This is a genomic window from Nitrospirota bacterium, from assembly GCA_004296885.1.
Lineage (GTDB): Bacteria > Nitrospirota > Nitrospiria > Nitrospirales > Nitrospiraceae > SYGV01.
Genome location: SCVN01000007.1, coordinates 34,389 through 57,716, shown reverse-complemented (window position 1 = coordinate 57,716; position 23,328 = coordinate 34,389). Strand labels below are relative to the sequence as shown.

The following is a 23,328-nucleotide window of genomic DNA, read 5'->3' as shown; positions in this document are numbered from 1 at the left end:
ATCTGGGGGGATGAAAAGGGGCGTTAGCCCGCTCGGCTGACGGCCGGCCCCGATGGCGAAGCAGCTGAAGAACCAGCGGTTTTTCGTGACCTGAGAATCTCTTCCAGCGTCAGCAGAGCCTGGCGCCCGCTGTTGTGTTCGACCCCGCGGATAAGGCTGCCGTCCGCATAGGCTTGGGGCTTGGCGGAGAGGGAGCCGGACCAGGGACGGGGGTCCTGACTCCCCTGTTTCTTATGCCAGGCGGTCAGGCAGGCCTTGGCGATGATTTTGTTCAACGGGGCCGGGTTATAGAGGAGTTTTCTGATGCTGGTCGGGGTGAGCATCAGCGGATTGTAGCCGGCCGAGAGGTACCCCTCCTCCAGCAGCCGATGTTCCAAGTCCGTGTTCGGTTGGATGCCCAGGAAAAACATCAAGGGAAACACCCGTTCCTCGCCCAGGATTGAGGCGACCGTTTTGTACGATTCGACGCTCTGCAAGAGGGTGTCCTCGGTTTCCTTGGGGGAGTTCAGGGAGTAGTTCAGGATGACCTTGCCTTGAAAGCCGGCTTCGGCCAGGTACCGGCAACCGTCATAGAGCCGCTCCAACTTGAACCCCATATGGAGGTTGTTGAGGACCTCCTGCGAACCGGAGGTAATGGCCACTTCCAGGTCTCCGACTCCCGAGCGGACCATGAGCTTGGCCAGGTCCGCCGTGATCAGCGAGGTTCGGATGTAGCCGGACCATTGGATGTCCAGCTTCTCGCGGAGGATACGCTCCAGAATCTCCGTACATTGGGGATAGGCTTCCTTACCGGTGATGAACTGGGCGTCCGTGAACCAGAACTTGCGCGCGCCCCATTGGTGATAATGTTGCGCGATGTCCTTGACGACCATCTCCGGCGGCCGGTACCGGACCCGTTTGCCCTCGATATAGGGATAGAGACAGAAGGCACAGTCGTAAGGACAGCCGCGCTTGCTTTGGACGCCGATGGATTCGTCGAGATAGTCCCGGTATTGGGGGAAGATGCCGGTGAGGTAAGGCAAATCCACGGTCAGGGCGTCCAACAGGGCAGGCGATCCCTGTTCGCCTTTGGAGACCTTCCCCCCTTCTTTGACGATAAACCGTTCCTCCGCGAGGGAGCGGCCTTCCACCATCTTGAGGATGGCGTCCTCGCCTTCGCCGAGGATGCCGACCGTCCCTTCCGGCAGTTTCTCGATCAACTGGTCCGCGAAGGCGGTGAAAGCCCCGCCCCCGATCATGATCTGAGTCTGGGGGAACTCGTTCCGGATCAGCCAGGGGTAGGACAGGTTGGTCCGGATGTCGTTGTAATACCGATAGAGCTGTTTGACACCCTGGAACGAGGCGGCGATTTTCTTGATCGGGTTGCTCGAAAAGTAAAAATTGAACGCATGTTCCAGCGACGCATCCCCTTCGTGGGGAGAGAAAATCTGAATGTCCCGCCAGGAGAAACAGACCAGGTCCGGCGCGAACGCCATGGCTGCGTCCCGCAGGACTTTCGGCCGCTCCGTTTGCGGGTAGACCGACAAGTCCAGAATTTGTTGCCGGACATCGGGTCGCCGCCGATGGATAAAATCCGCCAAATAAGTGATCCCGATCGGGTACACCTTTTTGCACGGCAGGAAGACGTAAAGAATCGAGTTCATGGTCTATAAAGTCGCAAAGTTGCAAAGTCTATAAAGTCGAGAATATCCTGGGACTTGATGACTTTCAGACTTGATAAACTTGTCAACTATTTGATTGCCACATGGATCGCGACGATCCCGCCGCTCACATTGTGATAGTCCACCTGCCGGAACCCGGCCTTGAGCAAGAGGGATTTGAGTCCTTCCTGGTCGGGAAAGGCGCGGATGGAGGCGGGCAGGTAGCGATAGACGCCGGTCTTATCGTGGGCCACGAGCGTGCCGACCTTGGGCAGGAGGCTGAACGAGTACCAGTCGTAGAGGTTCAGCAGCCAAGGGCTGACCGGGCGGGAAAACTCCAGACAGACGAACCGGCCGCCGGGCTTCAAGACCCGGCAGATTTCCGTACAAGCCCTCAGGAGATCGCTCACGTTCCTGATGCAAAATCCCGTCGTCACCGCGTCGAAGCTGTTGTCCCGGAATCCTAACTGTTCGGCATTGGCGCGCAGACAGGTGACATGGCCGTCGAGTCCTCGTCCGGCGATCTTGCGCACGCCTTCCCGGAGCATGGCCTGGTTCAGGTCCACCGCCGCCACGCGGCCTCCTTCGCCCATGCGCGGGTGGATCAAGAGGGCCAGATCGCCGGTGCCGGCGCCGATATCCATGGCGCGGCCGGCCTGAGTCGTCGGGACGAAGGCAGCGGCGCGGCGTTTCCAGCGATGGTGCAGGCCGAAACTGAGGAGCGAGTTGTTCAGGTCGTACCAGCGGGCGATGGCGGTGAACATCCGCTGGACCGCCTGCTCCTTGCCCTTGCCGGACCAGTCGGGCACGGTCCCCTCCGGCGGAGGCGGAAGAGGCCTGGCCGACGCCGGTTTTTCCTTCAATTCGAGCATCGCAAGGAGGTAGCACCCGCGCCGCGGCTTTGTCAAGGCAAGGCGCGCCCCGCTTGGCCGAGCCCCATGTTATAATTCCGCGCCTGGGGAGGATGTTCATGGCCGGCTCGATTCTCATCCGCGGCGCGCGGGAACATAACCTCAAAAATCTGGACGTCGAAATTCCGCGCGACAAGCTGGTGGTCATCACCGGCTTGAGCGGGTCCGGCAAGTCCTCCCTCGCCTTCGACACGATCTACGCCGAAGGGCAGCGCCGCTACGTCGAGTCCCTCAGCGCCTATGCCCGCCAGTTCCTCGAACAGATGGGCAAGCCCGACGTGGATTCGATCGAAGGCCTTTCGCCGGCCATCTCCATTGAGCAAAAGAGCACCAGCCACAATCCCCGCTCCACCGTCGGGACCGTCACGGAGATCTACGACTATCTGCGCCTGCTGTTCGCCCGCATCGGGCGTCCCTTCTGCTTCAGTTGCGGCGAGGAGATCACGGCGCAGACGGTCCAGCAGATGGTGGACGCGATTCTGGCCTTGCCGGCCGGAGCCAAATTCCAGGTGCTGGCCCCGATCATCCGGGGGCGGAAGGGGGAATATCGCAAGGAACTCCTCGATATGCGGCGGGCCGGCTATGTGCGGGCCAGGATCGACGGTCAGATCGTGGACCTGGGCGAGGACATCGCGCTCGACAAGCAAAAGAAACACACGATCGAAGTGGTCGTGGACCGGTTGGTGATGAAGCGGGTCGGGCCGGACGATCCGCTGGCCCGGCGACTGGCCGATTCGGTGGAAACCTCGCTCAAGTTGGCGGGCGGTCTCGTCGGTGTGCTGACCGAGGACAACAAAACGAAACTCTTCAGCGAAACGCTGGCTTGCATCCGCTGCGGCCTGAGCTACCCGGAGATCACCCCCCGCGTCTTTTCCTTCAACAGTCCCCATGGCGCCTGCCCGGCTTGCGACGGGATCGGCTTTGCGGTTGCGCCCGGCAGCTCGGAAGGGGAGATCGAGGAGGATTTCACCCTCCTGGAGCCCTGTCCCACCTGCAAAGGGGCCAGGCTCAGGCCGGAAAGCCTCTCGATCAAGCTGGGCGGAAAATCCATCGCGGAAGTGACGCAACTGTCCGTACGGACGGCGGCCGCCTATTTCGGTTCGCTCAAACTCAGCGAGCGGGAGACCTTTATCGCCCAGCGCATCTTGAAGGAAATCCGCGAGCGGCTGGGCTTTTTGAACAACGTCGGGCTGGACTACCTGACCCTGGACCGGGCGGCGGCGACGCTCTCCGGCGGCGAGGGGCAGCGCATCCGCCTGGCCACGCAGATCGGGTCTGGCCTGGTGGGGGTCCTCTACATTCTGGACGAGCCGTCCATCGGCTTGCACCAGCGGGACAATCGGCGGCTGCTCCAGACCCTGATTCGGTTGCGCGACATGGGCAACACGGTCGTGGTCGTGGAGCACGATGCGGAAACGATGATGGCGGCGGATCATATCGTGGACATGGGGCCGGGAGCCGGCGCCCTTGGGGGGAAGATCGTCGCAGAAGGGACGCCGAAGGAGATCATGGCCGACAAGGCCTCCCTGACGGGTCGGTATTTGCGCGGAGAGTCATCCGTTACCCTGCCCCACCGGGAACGGAAAGCCAAAAAGTTCCTCGGCGTGGTCGGGGCCAGGAAGCACAACCTCAAGAACATCACCGCCAAGATTCCCCTGGGGCTGCTGACTTGCGTGACCGGCGTGTCCGGATCGGGCAAGAGCACCCTGGTGCTGGAGGTCCTGTTCCATTCCTTGTCGCAGCTCCTGTACCAGAAGAAGCCCAAGATCGATGGCTGCCAATCGCTCCAGGGCGTGGAAGCCCTGGACAAAGTGATCGACATCGACCAGTCGCCCATCGGGCGGACGCCCCGCTCCAACCCGGCCACCTACACGGGCCTCTTCACCTTTATCCGGGACCTCTTCACCAAGCTGCCTGAGTCGCGTGTGCGGGGGTACAAGGCGGGCCGCTACAGTTTCAACGTCAAGGGCGGGCGTTGCGAGGCCTGCGAGGGGGACGGGCTCATCAAGATCGAGATGCACTTCCTCCCGGACATCTACGTGACCTGCGAGGTCTGCAAGGGCCAGCGGTACAACCGCGAGACCTTGGAGATTAAATTCAAGGACCGGAGCATCGCCGACATCCTGAACATGACGGTGGACGAGGCGCTGGAGTTCTTCGAGGCTATCCCGCTGATCAGGACCAAGCTGCAAACCCTGCACGACGTGGGGCTCCACTATGTGAAGCTAGGCCAGTCGGCGACGACCCTCTCCGGAGGCGAGGCGCAGCGGGTGAAGCTCTCGCGCGAGCTATCCAAGCGGGCGACGGGCCGCACGCTCTACATCCTGGACGAGCCGACGACTGGCCTGCACTTCGCCGACATCCAGCGGCTGCTGGATGTGCTGAACCGCTTGGTGGAGGCGGGGAACACGGTGCTGGTGATCGAGCACAATCTGGACGTGATCAAGAACGCGGACTGGCTGATCGATCTCGGACCGGAGGGGGGAGACCGGGGCGGGGAGATTGTGGCCGAAGGACCGCCGGCGGCGATCGCGAAGGTGGCGAAGTCGTACACGGGCCAAGTGTTGAAGGAAGCCGGACTCGGCTGACGGCTGGTGGGTCGGAAGCGGGCTGACGAAGGGGTAGTCGGTCTCAGCCGCGCCATGATGCGTTGATGCGGGATCGGCTTGCAATGTCGTCCCGTTGGCTTCGCGCCTTATCGGATGAGCAGAACGGCGCTCGGCGTCTTCCAGCCATCAGCAGGCCATGCCCGCCATGTCGCGTGGCTTCGCCGACTACCCCTTCCAGCCCCGGTCTAGAAAGAGAGAGAGGTGGCGGCTGATGGCGCTTATGGCCCTCAGCCGATCGGAAGACTTCTTTCCTTATCTTGCCAGAAAAAACCACCGCCATATACTGCGCGAAATCTGGCCGCGAGGTCCTTTTGAAGGGGAGATTATGCATACGATCGTGCTGCTGACGATTTCGAACATCTTCATGACGATGGCCTGGTATGGGCATCTGAAGTATAAGGAGTCGCCCTTGTGGATGGCCATTGGCGTGAGCTGGGGGATTGCCTTCGTGGAATATTGTTTTCAGGTGCCGGCGAATCGGATCGGCCACTATCAGTTTTCGGCGGCGCAGTTGAAGACGATCCAGGAGGTGATCACGCTGGTGGTGTTTTGCGGGTTTTCCGTCTGGTATCTGAAGGAGCCGCTGAAGTGGAACTATCTGGCCGGCTTTGCCTTGATGGTCGGGGCTGTGTTCGTGATCTTCAAAGAGTGGTAAGAGGGACGAAGAGCTAATGGCATATGGCTTATGGCAAGAGGATCACTCGGCGAGGCCTCCGATGTCATCTTGCCATTCGCTATCAGCCATACGCTCTTTTCCGGCAAGGCCTCAGGCGTCGCACTTCCATTTATCATAGAGGCGGAGCAGATCGATCGTCAGGCGCCCTCCATACGTGGGCCCATAGTCTTTCTGGTTGATCAGGTCGTTCCACGTTTCGAACGTCACGAACGAGTAGCGGAAGGCGATCGAGACGAACCGTTCCTCCAGCGCATCCCCCTTGCGATCCACGAACAGTCCTGAATCCACGGTGAAGGCCAGTTCAAGTTCCCATGTGTCCGATTCGTTCCGGCTGGCGCGGTAGTCTCCGGCACTGATGGAAAACTGGCCCAGATACGACTGAGGCGCGATGACTGGGAAGGCGCTGCCGCCGTAGAGACGCCCGTACCGGCCCATCGCTGAAAACCGCACCCAGTTGGAAAAAGTCCGGAGCGCCGACGAGGTTTCACCGGTTGCCGAGTGAAAGACATCCGACAGCGCGACCCGGCGCAGGCCTGCTTGCGCGTAAGGCTCTTGATAGAGCGAGCCCATCGCGACACCGAGACCGGCGAAGCCGTCCTCCCGCTGCCCGAACACCGGCGTCCATTTGGTCAGGGTGCCGCTGACCATGTAGTCCAAGGCTTCGCGTTTCGCGCCGACCGGGACCGGGGCGAAGCCGCGGAGCTTGTGGATCACGTCGTTCTGGAGAAAACGGGTGAGGCCGTCGTCGGTGGGGCCGATGCCGAGGGTCAGGTTGGTCTGCCATCCGGGCAGTTGTTGCCAGCGTTCCGTCCAACTGACGGAAGCGAAATTGAATCCCATCGTCTGGTTGATGTCGTTGTATTGCTTGCCGGCTCCGTCGTATTGAGTGAAGCGGTTCAGCGTCAAGCCTGTGGCGAGGGTCCGCTCTTGATCGGGGTAGGCGATGGCGCCCCAGTGGACGCTGGGGGCCGGTGTCTCCGCCCAGGCAGAGGCGGCAAGGAGGGAGAGCCAGAGGCTGACAAGGAGGATGCGGCTGATCGGCATGGGCAGCTCCAGAACCAGCATAATGAAACGGCATGGGCCTGGCAAGAATTTGTCGGAATGAGTGCAGGCTCCGAAGCGGCATCAGGCGGTTCTTGCGGTCGGGACGGCCGCGCCATACAATGGCTTGGCCGCGGGACATGGTGGGCGGCTGAGTTGGGAAAGGAGCCGGTGCATGCAGGACTTTGAAAAGCTGGGGGTCTTCTACCTCGGACGACCCTATGACCTCGCAAAGAAAAAGCCCAAGAAGGGCTGGCTGCTGTATGAGTCCAAAGACCTGCTGACCCACGCAGTCTGCGTGGGCATGACGGGCAGCGGCAAGACCGGCCTCTGTCTGGGCCTGCTCGAAGAGGCGGCGATCGACGGCATCCCCGCTATCGTGATCGATCCCAAGGGCGATCTGGCCAACCTGCTTCTGACCTTTCCGCAGTTGCGCGGGGAAGACTTCGCCCCCTGGATCAACGAGGACGATGCCCGCAAAAATGGCCTGACGCCGGCGGACTATGCCCGGCAGCAGGCGGACCTGTGGAAGAAGGGCCTGGCCGAATGGGGGCAGGACGGGGACCGCATCGCGCGGCTCAAAGAGGCGGCCGACGTTGCCATCTACACGCCGGGTAGCAACGCCGGCATCCCCGTCTCCATCCTTAAGTCCTTCGCCGCCCCGGCGCAGACCATTCTCGACGATGCGGAGCTTCTGCGTGAGCGCATCGGCACGACGGTCACCGGCCTGCTGGGCTTGTTGGGGATCGAGGCAGATCCGATCCAGAGCCGGGAGCATATTCTGCTTTCGACGATACTGGATTGCGCCTGGCGGACGGGGCGCGATCTGGATCTGGCCTCGCTGATCCAGCAGATCCAACAGCCGCCGGTCGCGAAGGTCGGGGTCCTCGATGTGGAATCGTTCTTCCCGTCGAAAGATCGGTTCGGCCTGGCTATGAAACTCAATAACTTGCTGGCCGCACCTGGTTTTTCGACCTGGCTGGAGGGGGTGCCGCTGGAGATCGATCAGATCCTCCACACACCGGAGGGGAAGCCGCGCATCGCCATCTTCTCGATCGCCCATCTCAACGATGCCGAACGCATGTTCTTTGTCACGCTGTTATTGAGCCAGACTCTGGGGTGGATGCGGGCGCAATCGGGGACGACCAGCTTGCGGGCGATGCTTTACATGGACGAGATTTTCGGCTACTTCCCGCCGGTGGCCAACCCTCCGTCCAAGGCCCCCTTGCTGACTTTGCTCAAACAGGCCAGGGCCTTCGGGCTGGGGGTGGTCCTGGCGACGCAGAATCCGGTGGACCTGGATTACAAGGGCCTGGCCAATACCGGCACCTGGTTCATCGGGCGGCTGCAGACGGAACGCGACAAGGCGCGGGTGCTGGAAGGTCTGGAAGGAGCCGCCGCCGGGAGCGGCAAGAAATTCGACCGTCCAAAGATGGAACAACTGCTGGCCGGCCTTGGCAGCCGAATCTTTCTGTTGAACAACGTCCATGAGGATGCGCCGGAAGTGTTCGAGTCGCGCTGGACCTTGTCCTACTTGCGCGGTCCGCTGGCGCGCAACCAGATCAAGACACTCATGGAATCTCGTAAAGCGTCAGGCGTGAGGCGTGAGGCGACAGAAACAAAGGTGGAGAGCGCAAGCTATCCCTCACCCCGTATACCTCACTCCTCACGTCCGTTGCTGCCGCCGGAGGTTCCGCAATATTTTGTTCCTTTGCGGGGCAACCAGCCGGCGGAGAGCACATTGGTCTATCAGCCGATGTTGTTGGGGGCGGCCCAGGTGCGCGTGGCGGATGTCAAAGCCGGCGTGGATGTCACGCAAGATGTGGCGTTTCTGTCGGCCATCACCGACGCGCCGGTACCGGTCAACTGGGACGAAGCCCGCGAGGCTGGGATCGCGGTGTCGGATTTGGAGCAGGCTCCTCAAAACGCGGCGCAGTTCGCCGCCTTGCCCGCTTCCGCCGGCAAGGCGAAGAACTATGATGCCTGGGGAAAGGAATTTGCGGCCTGGCTCTACCGAACTCAATCAGTGACCCTGTGCAAGAGCGCCCGGCTCAAGCTCCTATCCAAGCCGGGCGAAACGGAGCGAGACTTCCGAATTCGCCTCCAACAGGCAACCCATGAACGGCGGGATCAGGAAACCGAGCGGTTGCGGCAGAAGTATGCGCCGAAGTTCGCGTCGCTTCAGGAGCGGAAGCGGCGGGCCGAGCAATCGGTGGCGCGGGAAGAAGAGCAGGCCAACCAGAGCAAGGTGCAAGCGGCTATCTCAGTCGGGGCGACGTTATTGCAGGCCTTCATGGGGAGAAAGACGGTGAGTGCCTCCACGATCGGGAAGGCGACCACGGCGATCCGGGGGGCCGGGCGGGCGATCAAAGATACGAAAGATGTGGGGCTGGCGAAAGAGAACGTCGCGGCGCTTGACCAGCAGATCGCGGAACTCGAGGCGCAGTTTCAAGGGGAAGTGGACAAGCTGGCCGTTGCGCTCGACGGACAGACGGAGCCACTCGAAACCCTGGCGCTCAAGCCAACCAAGAGCAACATTGCCGTCAAGCTGGTGGCCCTGGCCTGGATGCCATGCTGGAGAAGCCGGCAGGGTTCGTTGACGGCGGCGTCCTGACGCGGTTAGAAATTGACGCGCAGGTTGAGTGAACCGACGTGGAGCGTCGTATTGTACGTGCCGTTGACGACGCCGGGCAGAGCCAGCGGGGCTTGGTTACCCGTGACGGTGCGGGTTTCATAGAAAATCGCCCGATAGGCCAGATCCACGCCGACTGCCTTCGGCCCGAATCCCTGCTCGCTGGAGGGGCTGCAATCGATGAATCCCAGAAAGTGGCCCTGCCCCTTGCACATGAAGCCGAAGCCCAGCGTCATCGAGTTGCTGTTCGCGTTGGGGAGGGACGGATTGAACGTCGCGTCGGGAACCGGCGTCTCCGCATACCAATAGCCGGCGCGGGCGGCGATTTCCCAGTCCGGCAGCTCGTCCACGTGGAGCCACTTGTGTTCGGTGCCGAGCATGAGCGTGGTCGCGTTCTGCCAGTGGCGTGGGGCGGAAATCGTGGAGCCGGTGGACAGGGTCACGTTGTTGTTGCGGAAGTTCTGCCAGCCCGTGTAGTCCAGGTCGATTTCAAGTTTCCACTCGCGGTCTCTGTCTCGCAGAGGCCAGTAGGCGACGCCCAGCGTATAGGACTCCGGCAGGACGAAATTGGTGGAGGCATTCGCGGTGGCTTTCCCATTGGACAGGAACTGCCCCTGCAGGTTCAGGGCGGTGCTGCTGCGATAGACAAAGCCCACGTTCAGCAACGGCTTGCCGTCCTCGTTGCGCAGCGGCGTGTACATCGTGCTGAAGTTGAAGCCGACCGCCGTGTCCCGCCCGTTGATTTCGATGCGCGACCCGGCCGGCGGCTGGCCCGGGCCTCCGGCGGAGTTGAAGATGTTTTCGGCCTGCCCCTGGCCGATGAACGGAACAAACGTGTAGATGTCGAGGCCGGCTCCGAACGACAGCTGGTCGTTGAGCTTGTAGGCCACGGTCGGCTTGAAGTCCAATATCTCGACCGCCACATAGGTCGTTGCCGTGGCGAATGGGCCGTTGGCCGGGTACCCGTTCTGGATGCCGAACGGCGAGATCACTGCAAGCCCCAGCGTGGTATCGCCGAGGGCTCGAATCCCCAAATCCTTGAGGTTGGCGGTGACGTACAGATTGACCGGCGGAGGGTAGGCCACACTGTCGCCGAACCCGCCGGTGACACTAGCGCCGCTCGGAGCTTTGAAGCTGGTGCTTCCCCCGAGGAACAACATGCCGCCGGAGAACTGCACGCCCCGCAATTGAGTCATGCCGGCCGGGTTGTAGTACACCGCCGAGGCATCGTCCGCTTGAGCCGAAAACGCTGATCCTTGACCCGTGGCGGAGGCGCCTTGGTCGAAGATGCGGAACCCATTGGCGCGGACTGCGTCAGGGACTGCCACGAACGTGATCAACAGCAGAAGGGGTGCAATCCAGCTGATCGCGTTCTTCGGTCCGTGACGCATCGCCCTCCCTTTTTGGATTACGTAAGACTTGCCGTCAGGCCTGGTAAACAAAGGCCGTAAATATCCCACGGGTTCACCTGCCTGTCAATGCGGTATTCCCACGCGGGATTCTTCGTAGTCCTACGGTTCGCCTGTATCCGTGAGTCTTCCGTCCGCAACCTTCAATGCTTGCGGTCTCTCTGCATCAGTTTGTCCGTATAGGCCAACAAGATCGCAGAACCCAGGAAGGTCATATGGATCAGAATCTGCCACTTGATATGCTCGACCGGCACGTTGCTCACATTGACGAAGGCCTTGAGCAGATGGATGCTGGATATGCCGATCAAGGAGGCTGCGAGCTTGACCTTGATCGTGCCCGGGTCCACGTGGCTGAGCCAGTCCGGCCGGTCTCGATGTCCTTCCAGATCCAGCTTGCTGACGAAGGTCGCGTAACCGCCGATCACGACCATCGTGAGCAGGTTCGCGACCATCGTAATGTCGATCAGCGACAGGATGCCGAGCATGAACACGGTCTCCGTCAAGGTGCTGAGGTGATAGACCATCTCTCCGAGTTCGGTCAGGAATTTGTAGGCATAGAGCAGCTCTGCCACGATCAAGCCGACATACAGGGGGGCTTGGATCCAGCGGCTTGCGAAGATCATGACTTCAAATCCCTGTTCGATGCGACTCACGCCGCCTGGACCTGTTGGGACGATTGTCGTGGAGCCTGGATGGGTCACGTTCGACATGGGGCCTCCTATGGGCTAAGGGTTGCAGTGCCTGGCTTCACGGGACGAAAGGGACGACCGAGCGACGACACCCTGGATTCGGAGTCGTGCGGTGTGGGGTATTCAAGGGCGGGGAGAACTCGTGTTGTGAAACGCTCAGGAGTGGCCGACCTCGCCCTTCCGACCGCGTCGTTGAGCCTGCATGCGCCGGCTCCGGTCGGCAAGGTGTGGCAAGAGGTGGGGCTTCATCAGGAAGGCTCGTACTCCAGGGCGATGGCTGTCTTGCACGTTATCGTCTCGTCGAATCCCGTGTGGAGGATAATAGGCAAGCCCGGCCCGATTCGCAAGAGCTCCGTGTCGGCGCGTCGCCGGGCTGACAGGCCCGGCATGGTCGATGATGACGAGGGCGGTGCATCAGGCTGGGTGCGGAAGGCAGGCGAGAAAGTGGGCAAAGGCCTGGCGTTACGGAATCGTCCACGAAAGCGCCGCTTCGTGAGGCGGGGGCTCGCAGGGCCTGTACAGGGGGCAGTACCCATTCAACGTTTCACGGACCGTCCGTTCCAGGTCTTCCACGTTGAAGGGTTTGGGTAGGAAGACGACTCCCGTGGGGACGGCCCATTCGTGAAAATCGGCCGCATTGATAAAGCCGGAGATCAGCAGGACCTTGATGTTGGGGGCGCGTTGTTGCGCCCGTTCCGTGAGTTCACGTCCCGTCATGCCGGGCATCTGCACATCCGTCAATATGAGATGAATAGGCTCGGAGAATGAGTCGAGCAGTCGAAGCGCCTCTTCTCCGCCGGCTGCCTCAAAGACGCGGTAGCCGTTCATCTTCAGGACGACGCGGATTAATTCGCGTACAGCCGGCTCGTCGTCGACCAGCAAAATGGTTTCGGAGTAGGGTGGCGCCGGGTCCGTCATGAGAATGATCCTTTCAATGCAGGCTGCGTGCGAGACACGGATTGGCTCATATGTTCACCACGCGGTGGTGCAAGGCATAGCGGATTAAGCGCGCACGCCCGCGTACTCCCAGCTTGGTATAGACTTTGGAAGCGTGATTCTCGGCGGTGCGGACGCTCATCTTCAGCGCGTCGGCGATTTCCTTGTCGCTGAATCCCTCGCCGATAAGCCGCAGCACCTGCCATTCCCTGTCCGAGAGCCGATCCAAAGGCAGGCCGGTACGCGCTCTGGACGGGAGATGATCGGGAGTCTGCTGGGCCTGGGGATAGGAGGTGCCTTCTGCCGCGACGCTTTCAGCCGTTTTCTGCAGATAGAGCGTGATGTTGCAGGCCCCCTCTGCGGCGGCTTCTGAGGTGCCGCAGAGCGCCGGTGATCCGGCGCAGGGCCCGAGCGAGGTCTTGGCATATCCAAGCCGGTTTCCGGCCACCTCGCCGAGCATGCCGGCATAGAGCCAGCACAGGTGCAGGGGGGCATCACCTCGTGGTTCGAGAGGGCAATCGAGGATGGCCAGATCGAGACGGTCCAGGCTTCTCCCCACGATCTGATAGCGGCACCCCCATTGCGCCTTGAGCAACTGAAGGCAGTCCAGGAGCTGTTCGTGCAGGGAGCCCATTGCAGCCTCGTGCTCGGGTTCTTGTCCAACCTCTTTCACCGGTCCGTCGGGCTTGTAAAAGCTGGTTCCCAATTCACGGCCGATCCCGCGAAGCAGGTGCGGCATCATTGAGGGCATGAGGAGTGATCCGATGGTGCTGCCGAGGGTGACGATGACGGCTTGGAGTAGGGCTCGTTGCGGCGGCATGGATGGACTGTCTGGTTCCTGGTTTGGATAGTGGGCACGTTGTTCATTACGGTGCATGGCAGGCAGGCTCAGGTTCGTCGGGATTGCATTTAGCATCTGCCGGTCCCTTTCTTAAGTTTTGTCTTAAGTTTTGTCATTCGCCGGTTTTGATTTCTAGACGTCTACTCGATGGCTAGTGGTTTTCTGGCAAAGCAATGAATGAGCATGGATCATGCCTCGATGAGCAAAGTACTCTCCGGCATGGTTATATTTATAAGTTAATGAATTTATTGTAATACTTTATTTGTAGTCGCAATGTCTTAATGAAGAATATTGAAGAAATTTGGAATAGTACCCATCGCCTTGCCATGGTCGCCATGGTCAATCAGCCATATTGATGATCTTTGAACTTTGTTTTTTCTGTAAAGAGTGCTAGGCCAACGGCACAAAGGCAGAGGGTATGGGCTGGTCGTGTGCGAAAGAGAGAAAACGTAAGGATCTGCATTGTGCGAGAGGAGAGGAAGATATAGCGGAAGTCTTGCCGGACACCTGCCGGATCAATGGAGCACGGACGGCGTCCCCAAATGGTAAAGAGCTGTCAAAAACTGAGATCGCCAGATGTGACACAAAACTTGAGGCGGCGAAGAGATCGAGGGCTGAGAGGAAGGGAAGGCTGCGAGGTCTATGCCAGGGCCTTGCGGATTGCCGCAGCCGTCTTCGCATCGACGCCGGCTGCATCCCGCAACGCTTCGTCGCTCGCCCGGGCGATCTGCTCCAGGCTGCCGAACGTTCGCAGAAGGCGGCTGCGTCGGGTTTCACCGACGCCGGAAATCTGATCCAGGCGTGAGGCGAGGAGGGCCTTGCCGCGGAGCTTGCGATGGTAGGTGATGGCGAACCGGTGGGCCTCGTCCCTGATCCGCTGCAACAGGTGGGTGGCCGGAGAAGAGGCCTGCAGGACGATCGGGTTCTTGCGCCCCGGGAGGAACACGCGCTCCTGTTTTTCACCCCGGGCTTTGGCCAGTCCGATGATGGGAATCCCGGTGCGACCGACTTGCCGGAGCCCCTCGACGGCGGCGACGAGTTGTCCGAGCCCTCCGTCGATCAGAATGAGATCCGGCAGGGGAAGGGCTTCCGTCTCCCCGTATCGCCGGACGACGGCCTCCTGCATGCTGGCGAAGTCGTTGGCTCCCTGCACGGTCTGAATCCGAAACTTGCGGTAGTCCGCCTTCTTCGCCTGCCCGTCCTCCCAGACGACCAGCGAAGCCACCGACTGGTCGCCCATGGTATTGGAAATGTCGAACCCCTCGATCCGCCGGGGCGCCTTCTCGAGCCTGAACAGTCGCTTGAGTTCTGCGGCCGCCAGACGATCGATCTCCTCGTCGCGCAAGTGATCGGCTACCGCCGCCGCCGCGTTTTCCTCCGCGAGCAGCAGGAGCTGGTGCTTGCCCCCCCGCTCGGGGGCGAGGATGCGCACCGACTCGCCTTTTTTCTCGGACAGCCAGGCTTCGAGCAAAGCGGTTTCGCCGAGTGCCGTCGGGACCAGCAGTTCCTTGGGCGGCAATCCGTCCTTGTTGTAGAACTGTTCGATCGCGGCGCGGACCAGTTCTTCGTCCGACGCCTCCGCGACCGCCGGCCAAAAGAAGTCCTTCCGTCCGATGAGCAGCCCGCCGCGCACGAACAGCATCTGAAGATCCACCGCCGCGCCCTGCCTGGCCAGCCCGATCACGTCCTGGTCCGTCGAAGCAGTCTGGGTCACGCGCTGTTTTTCCAGAGTCCGCTCGATCTTGACGATCCGGTCGCGCAAGCGGGCCGCTTCCTCGAACTGTTCCCGGTCCGCGGCCTGCTGCATGTCGGCGCGCAGGCCGTTCAGCAGCTCGGTGTCGCGGCCCTCCAGAAACTGCCGCACCTGCTTGACGATCCGATGGTAGTCCTCACGGCTCTGGTTGCCGGTGCAGGGCGCCATGCAGCGCTTGATTTCGAATTCGATGCAGGCCCGCTCGGCGGTCCCGTCGATCTCGATCTCGCAGGTGGCGAGGGGAAAGACCTTGCGGATCACTTTCAAGGTTTCGCGCAGGGCATTGGTCGGCACGTAGGGGCCGTAGTAGAGGGCCCCGTCCTTCTGCACCCGCCGCACGATGGACAGGCGCGGGAACGCCTCTTTGATCGGCAGGCGCAGGTAGGGGTACTGCTTGTCGTCGCGCAGGACGACGTTGAAGCGGGGCTTGTGCCGCTTGACCAGGTTGCTTTCCAGGATCAGCGCTTCCAGCTCGGAGCGGGTGACGATCGTTTCGAGGTCCGTCACCTGGCTGACGAGGACCGACGTCTTGGGCGTCTGGTCGCCGGCCTTGGCAAAGTACGACCGGACCCGGTCGGCCAGCACCAATGCCTTCCCGATGTAGAGAATCTCGCCCCGCCCGTTCTTCATCAGATAGCAGCCGGGCTGCGCGGGCAGGTGGTCGAGCTTGGACTGGAGCATGGGGGAGATCGTGAAGCTGCCGGCCATGAAGGAATTGTACGACCTAGCGGTGTGCCGAGCAAGCGCGACGGTCCGCCCGGCTGTTCGCGCGAGTCGGTTAGGCCGGCGCCGTCCCGGGCGGGCGTTCGATCAGCTCGATCTCGTAGCCGTCCGGCGCGTCGATGAAGAGAAAGCGGCTGCCGGACGAGCTGCGCGTCGGACCGTCCGTGATCTTCACGCCGTTGGCGGTGAGCTGCGCGACCGTGTCGTCCAGGTTCTCGACCTCGAAGGCCAGGTGGACGAGGTCCTCTTGCACCTTCACCGGGCCGCTGGGCGGAAAGCTGCACAGCTCGATCAATTCCTCGCTGTTGGGCACGGCCAGAAACGCCAGGTGCGAGCCGCGCGGGGAGGTATGACGCTCCAGGACTTCGAGCCCCAGCACATTGCGGTAGAATGCGATGGTCTGGTCCATGTCGCTTACCCGCATGCGGGTGTGGAGGAGCTTCTTGACGCGCATCGATGACTCCATGAGCATACAGCCGTCAGCTCTCAGCAATACGGACCGCTGATGGCTGAGTGCTGATAGCTACCTTGTTCTCGCCGGCCCCATCGTTTTCCGTAACAACAACTCTGCGTTGCCTGGGATCAACAGGTTGGGCATCGGTCCGATCTCACGGTACCCCTGCCTGACATAGAACCGCCTGGCGCCGTCGTTGAAGTCGGACACGCAGGCGAAGAGGTTCTTGGCCCGTGCGAAAGTGATGGCCTCGATCTGCGCGAGCAGCAGGGCGCCGTATCCCTTGTTGCGTGTCGCCGGGGCGATGGCCAGCAACTCCAGATAGTCCCCCATCAGGAACTTGGGCCGAAGCAGCGCCACGCCGGCCACGGCCCCGTCGGCTTCCAACACGTAGCCCTCGCGGCCCTCGACGATTCCATCGGTCCGGAACAAGCGGGACCAGTCCTCGTCCCCGTACCCGAGCTTCCGCCAGGGATCGGATCCGGCGAGCAACCGGACCACCGGCTCGCGATCCTCCGGTCTGTAGGCTCTCATTATCGGGCGGTCACCGGGCATGGGGCGGCTCTCCCTGGCATTGGCCCAGCAGCTGGGTGACGGTGACGGGACGAAATCCTCTGGCGACGATCACCTCCCGGTACAGATCTTCCACCACATCTTTCGTGTGTGCGCCTTTCCCGTTGGCATGCAGGACGATAATGTTACCGTTCCTGGCCTGGGCGGTCAGCCGCCCGGTGATCTGTTCCCGACTCAGCTTCGGGTCCGGGTCGCCGGAGATACGATCCCACAGGATGAAGCGGAGCCCCAGCGCCCGCACCACCTCCACGGTCACGTCGTTGAACTCGCCGTAGGGGGGGCGGAAGAGCGACGCCTCGATCCCATACTTGGTCTTCAGCAGATGCACCGTATCGGTGATCTCCGCGCGCTGCTCCGTTGTATCCAGCATGGGCAGGTGTGCGTGGACCTGTCCATGCGTACCGATCTCGAAGAAGGGAACCGCCTGTAACTCCCGAACCTCGGCCTCGTGGCGGTCGATCCAGCGTCCGGACATGAAAAAAGTCGCCGGGATCCGATGCTCGATCAACGTCTTGATCAGGGGCTCGTCATAGCCACGCCCGTTGCGCACCGGACAGAGGTCGAAGGTCAAGGCGATGGCCTTGCAGGCCGAAGGGCCGGAGCGGACGACCTGCGCCTCTGCGCCGGGGGTGTCCAGGCAGAACAGCAGGGCCAGGATAAGGAAAGGGAAACGCCGGATCATGCGTTCCATGCCGTCTCCAGCCGGGGCGTCGCTATCGGGGTGTGCGTGCCGGCGGCACTTCGACAATGACTGCTGCATGCAGGCCCTGGGGAACCTTGAATGAACCGCCTTCCCCGGCGGTGGAGCCGCGTATCACGGTCCGCTCGCTCTGGACCGTATAACTGATCGCGTCTTCCTTCGAGAAACAGACACTGACCGATTGCCCCGGCTCGATCACGGCTTCTTCCTCGTTGGCCCAGAAGAGGGAAAAGCCGCGCGCGCAGGACACCTCGTCGAGGGAGTCCCTGAAAAAATACACCCAGATCGGACTCAGCCGGTGGTTTACCCAGCGGACCTCGTCGCCGATGTGCACGATCAGGTCTTGGGGAGAGACCCGGTCTTCTGTGATCAGAATGTCGTGGACCTCGCCGCTCAGGCTGGTGGTGGGAAGGCTGGCGCAGGCGGTGGCGAACCAGCAGACGGCGGGCAGCAGGAACGCGCGGCCGAAAATTGTCCGACGTGGAGTGTGCATCGAGGTTGATTATACCGGAAACGGGATGGATATTGACGCCTCTTCGGTCCGACTGCTATGGATACCAGCCTGGAGGCATGATGCTGGGCACCGACTGGGAAATCGGACGTATTTTCGGCATCCCGATCAAAGTCCACATGTCCTGGTTTCTGGTCTTCGGGTTTGTGACCTGGAGCCTGGCGACCGGCTATCTGCCGGATATGCTGCCGGGCCTCTCGCCCCAGCGCTATTGGGGCATGGGCGGCACGGCGGCCCTCCTGTTGTTCGGGTCCGTGTTGCTGCATGAGCTGGGTCATTCCTACGTGGCGCTGCGGTACCAGATTCCCATCCAGCAAATCACCCTCTTCATCTTCGGCGGCGTCGCCCAGATGCGACGGGAAGCGCCGGGGCCGAAGGCCGAGTTCCTGATTGCGATCGCCGGCCCTCTCGTGAGCTTCGCGCTGGGCGGGATGCTTCTGGGGTTGGCCGGGACCGTTAATACGGGCCAGGGCTTGATTGCCTTGGGGCTGCTCCTCGGTTCCGTGAATCTGCAACTCGGGCTGTTCAATCTGATTCCTGGCTTTCCCCTGGACGGTGGGCGGGTGCTGCGGGCCGGTCTGTGGGCTTGGTCCGGCAATTATCACCGGGCCACGCAGCAAGCCTCGCTGGTCGGCCAGGGGTTCGGGCTGGTCCTCGGCTTGCTCGGATTGGCGCTAGTGCTGGGCGCGTCCGCCGGCCTGATTCCCGGCCCGCTGGCGGCCAACGGGAGTTGGGTGGCCCTGATCGGGCTGTTTCTCTTCAGCTCGGCCAGGGGCAGCCGCCGGCAGGCCAACCTCAGGGCGTCGCTGGAGCAGGTCTCGGTCGGAGACCTGATGGTGCGCGACGTGGCGACCCTGCCCGCGGATCTCACGGTGGCGGACGCGGTCGCGCAGCATTTTCTGCCCCTGGGCCACAGCGGTTTCCCGGTGGTGGAAGAGGGCCGGCCGATCGGCATGGTGGCGGTGCAGGACGTGCAGGCCTTGCCCCAGTCGCTCTGGCCCTGGCGAAGCGTGCGGGACATCATGCAGCCCTGGTCGCCGGCGATGGAAACGGGGCGCGACATGTCGGCCTTGGCCGCGTTCGAACAGATGCAGCGGGAAGACCAGGACCGGCTTGCCGTGATGGAGCATGGACAGCTTGCGGGGCTGGTGACGAGGGGCGGGATCGCCCGCTTTCTGCAACTCCGTGGGCTGCGCGGATAGCGACCGCATTCCACGAATAAATCCACGGGCAACGAGGCAAGGTCTGACCCGCCACGGTTGCCTCGGTACGGGTCACTCCCGCCTTGTTTCGTCCAGCCGGCGCACGATGGCGGCCCCGAACAGCAGCAGCGCCGCCGAATAATAGACCCACAGCAGGAACAGCACCGTGACCAACAGCGATCCATACATCCGGCTATAGACCGAGAGATGCTGCACATAGGTGCCGAACAGATGCTTGGCGACTTCCCAGAGGAGCGCCAGCACCAGGCCCCCGACGGCCGCATCGCGCCACGCGGGACGTTCCGCCGGCAGGTAGCGGTAGAGGCAGGTGACGGCGGCCAGGACCAGCGCGAAGGGCAGGACGTAGGCGAGCAGCAGCTTGTGGGCGGCGACGGCGACCAGATCGATGCCCCCGATCCGTGGCGCGTAGGACACCAGACGCCCCAGGGTCTGGGTGACCAGATACGACAGGACCAAGAGGACCTCCACCATCCCCAGCAATGCGAACGAGGCCAGTGAGGACAGCAGCGCGCCGCGCTTCCGTGGCGTCCCGAAGACGACGTTCACCGTATAGTTCATCTCGTAAAAGACCAGCATTCCGAACCAGACGAACGCCAGGAAGACGACCCAGCGCACGATCTGTTCGCCGGCCACCCGTTTGACTTCCTCGGCCAGGTCGGCGCCCAACATGGGCAGAAATCCGTGCAGGAAGTTCAGCAGGAATTCCTGTCCGATCCGTTCGTGGCTCACGAAGAAACTGACGAGGTACAGCAGCAGGTAGATCATCGGAAAGAAGGACAGGAGGGTGAAGAAGGCCAGCGACGCGGCCAGGCTCGTACAGCCGTGCCGACGGAAGTCGGACGCCGCGCCACGCAGCAGTCGGAGGAACGCCATCGAAGGAACCTGCGTTGCGGTGAACGTCGACGAGCCTCCTTCCCGTGAAGGGTCCAAGTCCCGCGCTTACTTCAGCGCGAGGATCGCGTGTTGGGTCAACGCGACGAGGGGGTCTGGATACAGACCGAAGAAGACGACGCCGGCCAGCGCGCAGGCCAGCACGATGGTCAACGCCGGCGAGGCGGCCAGGCGCGGGAGGACCGTGACCGAGGCCTCCGGCTCCCGCATATACATGACCATCACCACGCGCAGATAGTAGTAGGCCGAGACCGCGGCGAAGAGCAGCGCTACCACGGCGAGCCAGGTCAGGCCCGCGCGCACGGCGCCCATGAACAGGTAAAACTTGCCGATGAATCCGGCGGTGGGCGGGATGCCGGCCAGCGACACCATGAATACCAGCATGAGGAAGGCCGCCACGGGTTGCCGCTTGGCCAGTCCCGTGTAGTCCTCGATCTCTTCCCCTTCCAGTCCTCCCTTGCGCAGCAGGGCCACGACCGCGAAGGCGCCCATCGTCATGAAGGCGTAGATCGCCAAGTACAGCATCACGCTGGCGAGCCCCAGGCCTCGGACCTCGCTGGACGCCGTCGCGTGCCCGGCCACAACCACGCCGATCAGCGCGTAGCCGGCGTGGGCGATGCTCGAATAGGCCAGCATGCGCTTGATGTTGGTCTGCACGATGGCCACCACGTTGCCCAGGATGAGCGTTGCGACGCAGACGATCAGGAAGAGCCCGTACCAGTTGGTCTTGAGCCCGCCCAACCCTTCGAGGAAGACCCGCAGAAAGGCGCCGAAGCTGGCGGCTTTGGAGGCCACGGCCATGAAGGCGGTGACGGACGTGGGCGCGCCTTCATAGACGTCCGGCGTCCACATGTGAAAAGGCACGGCGGCAATCTTGAAGCCGAAGCCGACGACCAGCAGGATCATGGCCAACAGCAGCGTCGGATCATCCAGACTGCGACCGTGGATGGCCGCGGCGATCGCCGGCAGTTTGGTGCTGCCGGTGATTCCGAACAGGAGAGAAATGCCGTAGAGCAGGATGCCGGACGAAAAGGCGCCCAGCACGAAGTACTTGGCCGAGGCTTCCAGCGAGCGCCCCGAGGTCCGCTTGATGCCGGCCAGGACGTACAGCGACAAGGACATGAGCTCCGTGCCCAGATAGATGGTCAGCAGGTCGGCGGCCGAGACCATCACCATCATGCCGACCAGCGAGAGCAGGAGGAAGCCGTAATACTCGGCCAGATGCATGGCTTCTTCCTTCAGGTAGGCGAGCGAAAGCAGGATCGTGAGCCCGCTGACCAGGTAGAGCAGGAGCTTCCAGAAGCTGGCGTAGGGGTCGATGATCACCAGGTCGCTGAAGGCCATGACCTTGACGCCCATCTGCGAGGCCGTGACACCGATGCAGGCGGCCAGCGCGCCCAGGCCGATCCAGGCCAGCCACTCCTTGCGTGACGCGGGCGTGATCGGGTCCAGCGCCAGGATGAGGCAGGCCGCGCCCGTCACGATGAGCTCGGGCAGGATCGCGAGGATGTCGGCCAGGGGAAGCGTCATGGAATACTCTTGTCCGGCCTGTGGCGAGCGGCAAGGGGCAAGGGAGCGGGGAGCGGTTCTTGCCTATCGCCCCTTGCCGCTTGCCCCGTGCCTATAATTTGCGCCAGCGCCGTTTCTTCCTGGTCCATTTGATCCAGCAGGTTCGCGACGCTGGCATGCATGGGGGTCAGGACCTGGTTTGGGACCAACCCGATCCAGAAGACGAGCACAAGCAGTGGGGCCAGCAGCGCCATTTCGCGCAGGTTCAGATCGGACAAATGGACGGGCCGGTGTGCGGATTGTTCGGAGCGCGTGCCGAACGCCACGCGCTGCACCATCCAGAGCATGTAGGCGGCGGCCAAAATGATGCCGAGCGAGGCCAGCGCCGCCACCGGTTTGCTCCGGAAGAAGGTGCCGGCCAGCACGAGAAACTCGCCCACGAAGCTGTTCGTGCCGGGCAGACCCAGGGACGAGAGGGAAAAGATGACCAGGAACGTGGCATAGCGCGGCATGGGCCCGGTCAGGCCGGTGTTGTCGCTGATCAACCGGCTGTGGGTCCGTTCGTAAATGATGCCGACGCAGAGGAACAGGGCGCCGGTCGTGATGCCGTGATTGACCATCTGGAGGATCGCGCCTTCGATCCCCTGGGTGTTCAGCGCAAAAATGCCGAGGGTCACGAATCCCATGTGGCTGACGCTGGAATAGGCGATCAATTTTTTCAGGTCGGCCTGGGCCAGGGCCATGTAGGCCCCGTAGAGGATCGCGATCACCGAGAGAGCGATGATGATCGGGGTATACGCGATCGTCGCATCCGGAAGCATGGGGAGCGTGAACCGGAGGAATCCGTAGGCGCCCATCTTCAACAGCACGCTGGCCAGGATCACGCTGCCCGCCGTGGGCGCTTCCACGTGCGCATCCGGGAGCCAGGTGTGGAAGGGGAACATCGGCACCTTGACGGCGAATGCGGCGAAGAAGGCCCAGAAGATCCAGCTCTGGAGCACCGGGGCGTAATCGCCTTTGCTGAGCTGGAGGATGTCGAACGTGTGGCCGCCCTTGAAAAACAACACGATGATGGCGACCAGGAGCAGGACGCTTCCCACCAGGGTGTACAGGAAAAACTTCACCGCCGCGTAGACCCGGTTGGGGCCGCCCCAGACCCCGATGAGCAGGTACATGGGGATCAACATCGCCTCCCAGAATACGTAAAACAGCACGAAGTCCAATGCGGCGAAGACCCCCAGCATGGCGGTTTCCATGACCAGGAGGCTGGCCATGAAGAGCTGGACCCGGCTTTCGATCGCGCGCCAGGAAATCCCCACGCAGAAGGGAGTCAGGAACGTGGTCAGGAGGATCATCGGCAGGCTGATGCCGTCCAATCCGAGTGCATAGTTGATGGCGGGCGACGTGATCCACGACGCCCGCTCGGTGAACTGCATCTGGGACGTCGTGGCGTCGAAACCGAACCAGAGGGGCAGCGACAGGGCAAAGTCCGCCAGCGTCACGCCCAGCGCAAGCCAGCGGGCCTGCTGCGCCTTGACGAAGAACAGCGCCGCTGCCCCGGCGAGCGGGAGGAAGATGATCGCGGTCAGCCAGGGAAAGTGGCTCAT

The 23,328-nt window shown here is 62.2% G+C and carries 19 protein-coding genes; 4 read left to right on the top strand and 15 right to left on the bottom strand.

The window, feature by feature from the left end:
• Positions 1-23: 23 nt before the first annotated feature.
• Both EPO61_03730 and EPO61_03725 read right to left on the bottom strand, forming a co-directional pair.
• Positions 24-1,643, bottom strand: coding sequence for a radical SAM protein (locus EPO61_03730; protein ID TAJ09837.1), 1,620 nt, complete (start codon positions 1,641-1,643; stop codon positions 24-26).
• Between the two features lie 86 nt (positions 1,644-1,729).
• Positions 1,730-2,512 (bottom strand): class I SAM-dependent methyltransferase, encoded by a 783-nt coding sequence (locus EPO61_03725; GenBank protein ID TAJ09836.1) that lies wholly within the window; start codon positions 2,510-2,512, stop codon positions 1,730-1,732.
• 98 nt (positions 2,513-2,610) lie between these two features.
• Between EPO61_03725 and uvrA the strand changes: the two genes are divergently transcribed.
• Both uvrA and EPO61_03715 read left to right on the top strand, forming a co-directional pair.
• Positions 2,611-5,139, top strand: a complete 2,529-nt coding sequence (uvrA, locus tag EPO61_03720) for an excinuclease ABC subunit A (protein ID TAJ09835.1) — start codon at positions 2,611-2,613, stop codon at positions 5,137-5,139.
• A gap of 346 nt (positions 5,140-5,485) precedes the next feature.
• On the top strand, positions 5,486-5,815 hold the full coding sequence (locus EPO61_03715; protein ID TAJ09834.1) for a hypothetical protein: 330 nt from the start codon (positions 5,486-5,488) through the stop codon (positions 5,813-5,815).
• A gap of 111 nt (positions 5,816-5,926) precedes the next feature.
• Here the strand turns inward: EPO61_03715 and EPO61_03710 are convergent, their stop codons facing one another.
• Positions 5,927-6,901: a hypothetical protein gene (locus EPO61_03710; protein ID TAJ09833.1), complete on the bottom strand. Its 975-nt coding sequence runs from the start codon at positions 6,899-6,901 to the stop codon at positions 5,927-5,929.
• A gap of 151 nt (positions 6,902-7,052) precedes the next feature.
• Between EPO61_03710 and EPO61_03705 the strand changes: the two genes are divergently transcribed.
• Positions 7,053-9,491 (top strand): ATP-binding protein, encoded by a 2,439-nt coding sequence (locus EPO61_03705; protein TAJ09832.1) that lies wholly within the window; start codon positions 7,053-7,055, stop codon positions 9,489-9,491.
• Between the two features lie 5 nt (positions 9,492-9,496).
• Here EPO61_03705 and EPO61_03700 read toward each other — a convergent pair whose 3' ends face one another.
• The 9 genes from EPO61_03700 to EPO61_03660 form a co-directional block, all read right to left on the bottom strand.
• Positions 9,497-10,849 (bottom strand): long-chain fatty acid transporter, encoded by a 1,353-nt coding sequence (locus EPO61_03700; protein ID TAJ10088.1) that lies wholly within the window; start codon positions 10,847-10,849, stop codon positions 9,497-9,499.
• Positions 10,850-11,061: 212 nt separating this feature from the next.
• Positions 11,062-11,628 carry a TIGR00645 family protein gene (locus EPO61_03695; GenBank protein TAJ09831.1) on the bottom strand — a complete coding sequence of 189 codons (567 nt, stop codon included), beginning with the start codon at positions 11,626-11,628 and terminating at the stop codon, positions 11,062-11,064.
• 441 nt (positions 11,629-12,069) lie between these two features.
• Complete coding sequence (locus EPO61_03690; protein ID TAJ09830.1) at positions 12,070-12,525, bottom strand: response regulator; 456 nt, start codon at positions 12,523-12,525, stop codon at positions 12,070-12,072.
• Between the two features lie 46 nt (positions 12,526-12,571).
• The gene (locus EPO61_03685) at positions 12,572-13,459 is read right to left on the bottom strand and encodes a response regulator transcription factor (protein ID TAJ09829.1); all 888 of its coding nucleotides are present in this window, start codon (positions 13,457-13,459) and stop codon (positions 12,572-12,574) included.
• Between the two features lie 565 nt (positions 13,460-14,024).
• The gene (gene uvrC / locus EPO61_03680) at positions 14,025-15,845 is read right to left on the bottom strand and encodes an excinuclease ABC subunit UvrC (protein TAJ09828.1); all 1,821 of its coding nucleotides are present in this window, start codon (positions 15,843-15,845) and stop codon (positions 14,025-14,027) included.
• Positions 15,846-15,915: 70 nt separating this feature from the next.
• Positions 15,916-16,314 (bottom strand): VOC family protein, encoded by a 399-nt coding sequence (locus EPO61_03675; GenBank protein TAJ09827.1) that lies wholly within the window; start codon positions 16,312-16,314, stop codon positions 15,916-15,918.
• A 69-nt stretch (positions 16,315-16,383) separates the two neighbouring features.
• On the bottom strand, positions 16,384-16,869 hold the full coding sequence (locus EPO61_03670) for a GNAT family N-acetyltransferase (protein TAJ09826.1): 486 nt from the start codon (positions 16,867-16,869) through the stop codon (positions 16,384-16,386).
• Positions 16,859-17,647, bottom strand: coding sequence for a hypothetical protein (locus EPO61_03665; protein TAJ09825.1), 789 nt, complete (start codon positions 17,645-17,647; stop codon positions 16,859-16,861). Before EPO61_03665 ends, EPO61_03670 begins: the two co-directional genes overlap by 11 nt.
• Complete coding sequence (locus EPO61_03660; protein TAJ09824.1) at positions 17,601-18,080, bottom strand: hypothetical protein; 480 nt, start codon at positions 18,078-18,080, stop codon at positions 17,601-17,603. Before EPO61_03660 ends, EPO61_03665 begins: the two co-directional genes overlap by 47 nt.
• A 77-nt stretch (positions 18,081-18,157) precedes the next feature.
• Here EPO61_03660 and EPO61_03655 point away from each other — a divergent pair, with 77 nt between their 5' ends.
• The gene (locus tag EPO61_03655; GenBank protein ID TAJ09823.1) at positions 18,158-19,300 is read left to right on the top strand and encodes a site-2 protease family protein; all 1,143 of its coding nucleotides are present in this window, start codon (positions 18,158-18,160) and stop codon (positions 19,298-19,300) included.
• A gap of 72 nt (positions 19,301-19,372) precedes the next feature.
• Here EPO61_03655 and EPO61_03650 read toward each other — a convergent pair whose 3' ends face one another.
• From EPO61_03650 to EPO61_03640, 3 genes are all read right to left on the bottom strand, one after another.
• Positions 19,373-20,194 carry a YihY/virulence factor BrkB family protein gene (locus EPO61_03650; GenBank protein ID TAJ09822.1) on the bottom strand — a complete coding sequence of 274 codons (822 nt, stop codon included), beginning with the start codon at positions 20,192-20,194 and terminating at the stop codon, positions 19,373-19,375.
• 66 nt (positions 20,195-20,260) lie between these two features.
• A complete protein-coding gene (locus tag EPO61_03645) occupies positions 20,261-21,742 on the bottom strand; it encodes an NADH-quinone oxidoreductase subunit N (GenBank protein TAJ09821.1) in 1,482 nt (493 codons plus the stop codon).
• Positions 21,739-23,328 (bottom strand): NADH-quinone oxidoreductase subunit M, encoded by a 1,590-nt coding sequence (locus EPO61_03640; protein TAJ09820.1) that lies wholly within the window; start codon positions 23,326-23,328, stop codon positions 21,739-21,741. The genes EPO61_03645 and EPO61_03640 overlap by 4 nt, the downstream gene beginning before the upstream one ends.

Coding starts and splice junctions, on each gene's coding strand:
- EPO61_03670 (TAJ09826.1), bottom strand. CDS start 16,869: ATGCCCGGTGACCGCCCGATAATGAGAGCCTACAGACCGGAGGATCGC.
- EPO61_03710 (TAJ09833.1), bottom strand. CDS start 6,901: ATGCTGGTTCTGGAGCTGCCCATGCCGATCAGCCGCATCCTCCTTGTC.
- EPO61_03665 (TAJ09825.1), bottom strand. CDS start 17,647: ATGCAGCAGTCATTGTCGAAGTGCCGCCGGCACGCACACCCCGATAGC.
- EPO61_03715 (TAJ09834.1), top strand. CDS start 5,486: ATGCATACGATCGTGCTGCTGACGATTTCGAACATCTTCATGACGATG.
- EPO61_03645 (TAJ09821.1), bottom strand. CDS start 21,742: ATGACGCTTCCCCTGGCCGACATCCTCGCGATCCTGCCCGAGCTCATC.
- uvrA (TAJ09835.1), top strand. CDS start 2,611: ATGGCCGGCTCGATTCTCATCCGCGGCGCGCGGGAACATAACCTCAAA.
- EPO61_03675 (TAJ09827.1), bottom strand. CDS start 16,314: ATGCGCGTCAAGAAGCTCCTCCACACCCGCATGCGGGTAAGCGACATG.
- EPO61_03695 (TAJ09831.1), bottom strand. CDS start 11,628: ATGTCGAACGTGACCCATCCAGGCTCCACGACAATCGTCCCAACAGGT.
- EPO61_03705 (TAJ09832.1), top strand. CDS start 7,053: ATGCAGGACTTTGAAAAGCTGGGGGTCTTCTACCTCGGACGACCCTAT.
- EPO61_03685 (TAJ09829.1), bottom strand. CDS start 13,459: ATGCTAAATGCAATCCCGACGAACCTGAGCCTGCCTGCCATGCACCGT.
- EPO61_03640 (TAJ09820.1), bottom strand. CDS start 23,328: ATGAGCCACTTTCCCTGGCTGACCGCGATCATCTTCCTCCCGCTCGCC.
- EPO61_03650 (TAJ09822.1), bottom strand. CDS start 20,194: ATGGCGTTCCTCCGACTGCTGCGTGGCGCGGCGTCCGACTTCCGTCGG.
- EPO61_03730 (TAJ09837.1), bottom strand. CDS start 1,643: ATGAACTCGATTCTTTACGTCTTCCTGCCGTGCAAAAAGGTGTACCCG.
- EPO61_03690 (TAJ09830.1), bottom strand. CDS start 12,525: ATGACGGACCCGGCGCCACCCTACTCCGAAACCATTTTGCTGGTCGAC.
- EPO61_03655 (TAJ09823.1), top strand. CDS start 18,158: ATGATGCTGGGCACCGACTGGGAAATCGGACGTATTTTCGGCATCCCG.
- uvrC (TAJ09828.1), bottom strand. CDS start 15,845: ATGGCCGGCAGCTTCACGATCTCCCCCATGCTCCAGTCCAAGCTCGAC.
- EPO61_03660 (TAJ09824.1), bottom strand. CDS start 18,080: ATGCACACTCCACGTCGGACAATTTTCGGCCGCGCGTTCCTGCTGCCC.
- EPO61_03725 (TAJ09836.1), bottom strand. CDS start 2,512: ATGCTCGAATTGAAGGAAAAACCGGCGTCGGCCAGGCCTCTTCCGCCT.